We start from the raw sequence: 7,204 nt of genomic DNA, 5'->3' as shown, positions 1-7,204 counted from the left end.
AAATAATACACTACCTATCTAATACACATAGAAAATAAATCGATAACAAACTACTAAACAGGTAGAGCAAATAAAAAATCCCCCACTACTGTGAGAGATTTTTGAATATTATAGAATACCGAATAGCCACATGCCAAGGGTACCGCCCCAGAAGTGAATTAAGAAGCTAACCACAGAAATAGCAAGGCCTACACGCCACCATGTTCCTTGTGGTACATAACCAGCACCAAAGAAGATTGGCGTTACACCAGAACTATAATGTGTTAATGTACAGCCAGGACTGTTCATCAAACCAAAGAGCAAGATGGTAAATGGAATTGGTGCGCCCATTGCTACCAAGATAGCTGCAAAGGCGGAGAATAACGCTGTAATACGCGCTGTACCACTGGCAAAGAAGTATTGAGAGTAAACAAAGGTTGCAGAGATAATGAAGGATGCCCAGAACCAATCAATACCTACAAGATGTTGACTTACAAAATCAGCAAATACTGCAACAACGCCGAGTTTGCCAAGTAAACCAGCCATACCAACGAGGGTACCCATCCAGATTAGAATATCCCAACCTGTGCGTTCACCTAGAATATCTTCCCATGTAAGGGATCCTGTAACTACACAAGCAAGTACGCCCATCATAGCAACTACAGTAGGATGTAACTTCGTCCAAATCGCTGTAGCCCAAAGCAAGATACAAAGTATAAAGATGATAGCTACAGAAATTTCAGCCTTTGTAATCGGACCAAGCGCATCTAACTCCTTTTGAGCCATTTCAGCTGCTTGTGGAGTTTCTTTAATTTCTGGTGGATAGATTTTATAAATAAACCAAGGCATCAAAATCATGCAAATTACACCAGGGATGACACCTGCTTGGAACCATTCCCACCATGAAATATCATAGCCAAACAATTTTGCACCTAAGGATGTAATCAATAAGTTACCACTACAAGCAGTTAAGAAGATTGTTACAGTAATGGTGTTTATCGTATGAGCCGTTGTCATCAAGTATGCCCCAATACGACGTGCCGTACTACCATTTGGCTCAGAATCAAAGGCTAACGAAATGTTTTGTACAATTGGGAAAATAATACCGCCTCCACGAGCCGTATTAGATGGCGTGGCAGGAGAAATAATAAGATCCGTACAAGCCAATGCATAAGCTAACTTTAAGGAACTAGTACCGAAGGACCGAATCAAAGTATACGCGATACGCTTACCAAGGCCAGAATTAATAATGCCTCTAGAAAAGAATACAGCTGCTACGATAAGCCATACATTGGCTTCAGCGTAACCACCTAATGCTTGCACCATGGTAATAGAATTTGTTGCTACCGCAGCAACAATACCAAAGAGTGCCATAATACCTGTTGGCCAAGGTCGTAAAATAAAACCTACAATTGTAGCCGTGAAGATAGCTAATAAATGCCAGCCTTCAGGCTTAATCGCCTCTGTATGAGGCAAGAACCAAATCACAAGTCCTACCAGTACCGTCAGTGCGGCGCGTGTAAAGGTATTCATAGAACCTCCCTATCAAACTACACATATCAACAGTTACTGTTGATTATAAAAAACTATATGGCGGTCATTACACATAACCGCCATATAAATTAGCAACTTTCCAAAAATTCTTTAATCTTTGGATTAGAGCGCAATGTATCCATCTCTTCAGTGGTTAATAATTTTACCTTGTCCCGATCTTGATTAACTAAGCAAAGGAACCCGATATAATCTCCTTTATTAGCCCGGAATTGATGGATTGTCTTACCTGGGATTTCTATAAAATCTCCAGCTTCTACATCATGGATTTCATCGCCTAATAAGACTTGCCCCTTCCCACGGAATATCATAACCATATGTGTATGTTCATGATATTCAAGCGTAGAATAACCACCTGGCAAGCATTCAAAATAGCGGAATTGGCATGGAATATCAAAGGCCCCATCGTATAAAACTTGACGTGTTACATCTTTAAAAGGGCTACCATCTTGTTTATATACCAAGGTATCGACGCCATCCCACTTGAAATTTTTAGCATCAAACTTGCGTATCATTTTATTACCTCTTTATGAAAAAAGGCTGCATCGAAACAGTGTTTCAATACAGCCCTATGGGTTCGATTATTTGAAGAAACGTTTCAATGTTCCTAGTAAACCATGACTATGTTTTTGTACACCATCTGCAACGCTTTCTACTTCAAAGCCTGTACGTTCAATAGCTTTTGTAATAACTTCAACAGATGCTTTTTCTGGATCAAAAGAAACAGTCGCTGTTTTCTCTGGCAAATTTACCTCTGCGCTCAAAACACCAGGTAACCCAAGGGATGCACCTTCAACCGTTTCTTTACAGTTATTGCACATCATACCAGGCACAGTAAATACCTTTGTTACAACGCCATTATCTTCACCGCAACCACAATCTTTACACATAGTGATACCTCCTATTAATCATTAGCTTCTTTATGTTTATCGTCGTTTTTAGCCCCTGCTGTTACGTCGATAGTAGTCGCCTTTTTAACGGCTTCTTTCGTTTCATCAACAGCTTTTTTAGGGCCCGAAATAGCATCTTTAAATTCATTGATGCCCTTACCAATAGCTTTACCTACTTCAGGTAATTTACCAGGTCCGAAGATAACTAGAGCGATCACTAATATAACTATTAATTCAGGTGTTCCTATAGATCCCATATGTATCTCCTTTATATTTACTAAAACTTACATCTTTTAGTGTACATCATTATAGGCTGCCTTGTCCACATACCAGGTCACAGCTTCTTGTGAAAGCACAGCACCAGGCAATGTACGGCCAATGCGTTTTTCCCACGTTAAATCCTCGTAATCTTCGCGTTGGTATAATACCTTTGTCAACGCCGTTCTCTTACTTTCACCAGTCACAGTAAACCAGACAGCATCAGATTTTGCTAGGAAAGAAAATGTCATAGAAATGCGTTCCCATACCTTGCCATCTTCAACGGCCACTACATCTTGATCAGCTACACGCAGTGCGTGAGAGCCTGCAAATAATCCTGCCGTATGACCATCCTCGCCTAAATCAAGCAACGCTAAATCAAGACCAGATTTTTTACATGCCTTTAGGACATTGCGAACCTCTTTTTCATATTCTTCAGCCGCTTCATGTACGGTTTTAGAATCCGTATTAATTGGCAAGAAATGAGCAGCCCCCTTTGCCTTGCATAGCAAATGAGGTTTTACGCGATTGAAGTAATTATCCTCATGCGTTTGTGGCAAGAAGCGCTCATCAGTCCACAAAAAGAATATCCGTTCCCAATTAAGGCGCTCAATATATTCAGGAGAGTTAAGTAATTCTAACAAACCATTTATAACAGTACCCCCAGTAATACCAACGATGCACGTTTCAGTACGGCTAATTTCATCATTGGTAAAATCAATAAAATCCTCCGCCAATGCTTGGACTACATCACTAGGACCGTCATAACATTTAATTGTATCTTGAGCCATGTAATAATGACCTCCTAAAACTATTATAATAGTACTATTATATATACTTTTGCTTTTTTATGAAAGCAAAAACCGATGTAACTCAATATATAGAGCCACATCGGTTCGAATTATATTAGTAACTGCTTATAAAATACATGATATTTCAAAGAATTACAAGAGAATAATTATTATTTTTGACCAAATTTAGGGCGACGACGTTCTGTGAAAGCTCGTACACCTTCCTTAAAGTCTTCAGAAAGACCTAAGGAGCATTGATTTTCTACTTCAAACTTCTTGTACTCTTCCCAGCCAGATAAGAAGCTATTCCACATCATTTCTTTCATAACGCGGTAAGATTGTGCAGGACCTTTTGCTAATTTCTCTACAAGACGTCTTGTAGCAGTTTCTAGATCTTCTAATTCACAAACTTTATATACAAAGCCAAGTTCTTTACCTTTTTCAGCAGAAACAGCTTCACCAGTCATAACGATATGCATAGCACGGTTCATGCCAATGGATCGAGTCAACAAGAACAAACCACCTGCATCTGGAGCAAGACCTACGTTTACGAAAGCTTGGATAAAGCGTACATTGTTAGCCGCTACAACAAAGTCTGCAGCTAACGCCATGTTGAACGCCGCACCTGCTGCAGCGCCTTGAAGGCTCATGATAACAGGTTTAGGTAAGCGTTTCATAGCCATAGAAATTTGAGCTACGAGCTCAACGATTTCAAATAAAGACTCTGTATCACCATCGTTTACAGCGCGTTCCATTTCTGTTAAATCACCGCCAGCAGAGAATACCTTGCCTTCAGCATTGATGAGCAATGCACGAACACTATCATCATTATGTGCGTTATCTAAAACCTCAAGGATCTCCTTGCACATCTCGATATTAAAACCATTCGCCACTGCCGGACGATTAAATGTCAACGTACCGATACCATTATCTACTACGTATTGAATTGTATTATAAATCATATGAATTCTCCTATATGAAAATCTATCTTCGAAAAAATTCGATAATATACTTCTATTATAGGGGAATTAAATATAGATGTAAACGTAAAAATAACTTTACGACTCAATCCAATAGTATATAAATGGGCACAAAAAAACACCTGCAGACATTGTCTGCAGGTGTAATAACCTGTTGTCCAAATATTAACGTTTGGAGAATTGGCTTGCTTTGCGGGCTTTTTTAAGACCGTATTTTTTACGTTCTTTCATACGTGGGTCACGAGTCAAGAAGCCAGCTTTTTTCAAAGATTGACGAAGTTCGCCATCTACGTCCAATAACGCACGGGAGATACCGTGACGAATTGCACCAGCTTGACCGGAAGGACCGCCACCAGCTACAGTTGCGATTACATCGTATTGTTCAACTGTGTTAGTCAAGTTCAAAGGTTGTTTTACGATCAATTCCAAAGTTTGGCGACCGAAATATTCATTAAGTTCACGTTTGTTAACAGTGATTTTACCTGTGCCCGGTACCAGACGAACTCTAGCAACGGAAGATTTTCTACGACCAGTGCCGTAATATTGTGCTACTGCCATTATATGTTCCTCCCTCTAGATTATCGTACGGAAATTTCTAAAACTTCTGGTTTTTGAGCTGCATGTGGATGCTCAGGACCAGCGTATACGTTTAATTTACGGTATTGTTGTGCACCCAATTTGTTTTTTGGAAGCATACCACGAACTGCCATTTCAACAACACGTTCAGGTTGTTTTTCAAGCATCATGGACAATTTAGTGAAACGGGAACCACCTGGGTAACCAGAGTGACGGAAGTATTCCTTTTGTTCCAATTTTTTACCAGTTACGCGAATTTTTTCTGCGTTTACAACGATCACATGGTCACCAGTGTCTACGTGTGGTGTGAAAGTTGGTTTATTTTTGCCCCGAAGAACTTTTGCAACTTCGGCAGCAAGGCGTCCTAAAGTTTTACCTTCAGCGTCAACAACATACCATTTCCGTTCGATTGTGTTCGGATTGGCCATAAATGTAGTTTTCATGCTGCATATCCTCCTAATAACGTCATAATTCTACCAAAATCAGCTTGTCCTTTGCTTCCGGGGCTAATGGAAACACGACTAAAGCTTACTCAAAATAGTATACAGATTTTGGTGTTCTATGTCAATTGTTTTTTACACTGTTATAGCCCATTAACAGTGATATGTCATAAAGAAAAAACCACCCAATTCTGAGTGGTTTTCCCATAAGCGCCAAATTATTTGGAGTACAATTCGACGATAAGTGTTTCGTTAACTTCGATAGGAAGTTCTTCACGTTGAGGAAGACGAGTGAATGTAGCTTTGAAGCCTTCCAAGTCTTTTTCAATGTAAGGAAGTTCGAAAGAACGAAGTTCTTGGAAGTTAGTTTTGAACATTTCGTTGTCACGAGATGCTTCGCGCAATTCGATTACATCGCCTGGTTTGCAGGAGAAGGAAGGAATGTCTACGCGACGACCGTTTACCAAGATGTGGCCATGGTTTACCATTTGACGAGCTTGACGAATGGAGTTACCGAAGCCGATGCGATATACAAGGTTATCAAGACGTTGTTCCAAAAGGATCAACATGTTTTGACCTGTAACACCTTGCATTTTTTTCGCTTTATCATAATAGCGTACGAACTGGCGTTCTAGCAAGTTGTAGTAAGCTTTAACTTTTTGTTTTTCTAATAATTGTGTGCCATACTCAGACATTTTTTTCTGACGTTGGTCTTTTTTGACGCGATTCAAGGCTTTTGCGTGACCGAATACGTTCACACCAAAGCGACGACAAAGTTTGAATCGAGCCTCTCTTCTCGTTGCCATGTGATTATCACCTCATAAATTAATATATACTTGTACCACGACATAAAGGTACTTAGTAATAATATCACTTCTTATGCCCCTATGTCAATTAGTTCTACCTATAAATCGCATGTGCAAAGCAGATTCTTTCGCCATACTATTTATCATTATTTTTACTCACCTATCATAGCATTAGAAACGAAATTTCTTATAAAAGAACCGCTCTATATCTATTCTAATTAATTCATCGCCTTTTATAGATTTAGATGAAAAAATACTTATAGTATGCTACAATACAATTAATATAGGTAATAAGTAGTAATGTGAGGTTTTTATTATAATCGGAGTACCGAAATGAAAGAATTACCAACCATGCAAGAGCTACAAAGTTTTATTACATATAATAAAACAGGTAGCTTTACACTAGCAGCACAAACGATGAATATCACCCAATCTGCTTTCAGTGCGCAAATGAAAAAATTAGAACGACTTGTAGGCGTTAAATTAATTTCTCGCTCCACCCGCGGCAGCCGTTTGACGCCAGAAGGTGAACTATTCCTGCCTGAAGCAGAACTCGTATTGGACACATTGGAGAGAGCCATACAATCCATCCGTTTAGCTAGCAAGGTTGAACGCCCTATCCTAAACATCGGCGTTCTTCGTAGCCTTGGCGACATTCGCCTCAACGGATATGTATCGCATTTCTTTGAAAACCATCCTGAATTTTCTGTATCTATTTACGATATGGAAGAAGAAGAGCTATTGCTCGATTTACGAGAAAATCGTATCGACATTGCCCTTCTCTATTTACCAAATAATAAGGACATGTCCTTATATGAATCAAAAGCGCTACGGGAAGATGAATTTGTATATTATGCGCCAAAGATTATCGATCAAGTTAAAGAGGCAACATTAAAATCAATTCAACAATTCCCACTTTTAATGTATCCACCT

The 7,204-nt window shown here is 39.3% G+C and carries 10 protein-coding genes; 1 reads left to right on the top strand and 9 read right to left on the bottom strand.

The genetic code is table 11. The features are described 5' to 3' along the window. Positions 1 to 108 precede the first annotated feature (108 nt). The 9 genes from QZ548_RS06365 to rpsD form a co-directional block, all read right to left on the bottom strand. Positions 109 to 1,512: a DASS family sodium-coupled anion symporter gene (locus QZ548_RS06365; RefSeq protein ID WP_295869146.1), complete on the bottom strand. Its 1,404-nt coding sequence runs from the start codon at positions 1,510 to 1,512 to the stop codon at positions 109 to 111. Positions 1,513 to 1,601: 89 nt separating this feature from the next. Further along, complete coding sequence (locus tag QZ548_RS06360; RefSeq protein ID WP_295869145.1) at positions 1,602 to 2,045, bottom strand: cupin domain-containing protein; 444 nt, start codon at positions 2,043 to 2,045, stop codon at positions 1,602 to 1,604. Between the two features lie 66 nt (positions 2,046 to 2,111). Beyond that, positions 2,112 to 2,420: a heavy-metal-associated domain-containing protein gene (locus tag QZ548_RS06355; RefSeq protein WP_295822647.1), complete on the bottom strand. Its 309-nt coding sequence runs from the start codon at positions 2,418 to 2,420 to the stop codon at positions 2,112 to 2,114. Positions 2,421 to 2,434: 14 nt separating this feature from the next. Further along, the gene (locus QZ548_RS06350) at positions 2,435 to 2,677 is read right to left on the bottom strand and encodes a twin-arginine translocase TatA/TatE family subunit (protein ID WP_004695192.1); all 243 of its coding nucleotides are present in this window, start codon (positions 2,675 to 2,677) and stop codon (positions 2,435 to 2,437) included. Between the two features lie 36 nt (positions 2,678 to 2,713). Beyond that, positions 2,714 to 3,469: a 6-phosphogluconolactonase gene (pgl, locus tag QZ548_RS06345; RefSeq protein ID WP_295782806.1), complete on the bottom strand. Its 756-nt coding sequence runs from the start codon at positions 3,467 to 3,469 to the stop codon at positions 2,714 to 2,716. Between the two features lie 170 nt (positions 3,470 to 3,639). Next, a complete protein-coding gene (locus QZ548_RS06340) occupies positions 3,640 to 4,431 on the bottom strand; it encodes an enoyl-CoA hydratase (RefSeq protein WP_295232480.1) in 792 nt (263 codons plus the stop codon). A 183-nt stretch (positions 4,432 to 4,614) separates the two neighbouring features. Beyond that, entirely contained in the window at positions 4,615 to 5,007 is a 393-nt protein-coding gene (rpsI, locus tag QZ548_RS06335; RefSeq protein WP_005377846.1) for a 30S ribosomal protein S9, read from the bottom strand. A gap of 20 nt (positions 5,008 to 5,027) precedes the next feature. Further along, a complete protein-coding gene (gene rplM, locus QZ548_RS06330) occupies positions 5,028 to 5,468 on the bottom strand; it encodes a 50S ribosomal protein L13 (protein WP_005381375.1) in 441 nt (146 codons plus the stop codon). A 215-nt stretch (positions 5,469 to 5,683) separates the two neighbouring features. Next, on the bottom strand, positions 5,684 to 6,271 hold the full coding sequence (gene rpsD / locus QZ548_RS06325; protein ID WP_004695181.1) for a 30S ribosomal protein S4: 588 nt from the start codon (positions 6,269 to 6,271) through the stop codon (positions 5,684 to 5,686). A gap of 333 nt (positions 6,272 to 6,604) precedes the next feature. On the opposite strand from rpsD, the gene QZ548_RS06320 reads away from it, so the two are divergent. Then, the coding region (locus QZ548_RS06320; RefSeq protein WP_295869144.1) for a LysR family transcriptional regulator at positions 6,605 to 7,204 on the top strand (600 nt) is incomplete at its 3' end.

The sequence above is a fragment of the uncultured Veillonella sp. genome (genome assembly GCF_915069625.1).
Lineage (GTDB): Bacteria > Bacillota > Negativicutes > Veillonellales > Veillonellaceae > Veillonella.
This window is presented reverse-complemented; position numbering and strand designations above follow the sequence as displayed.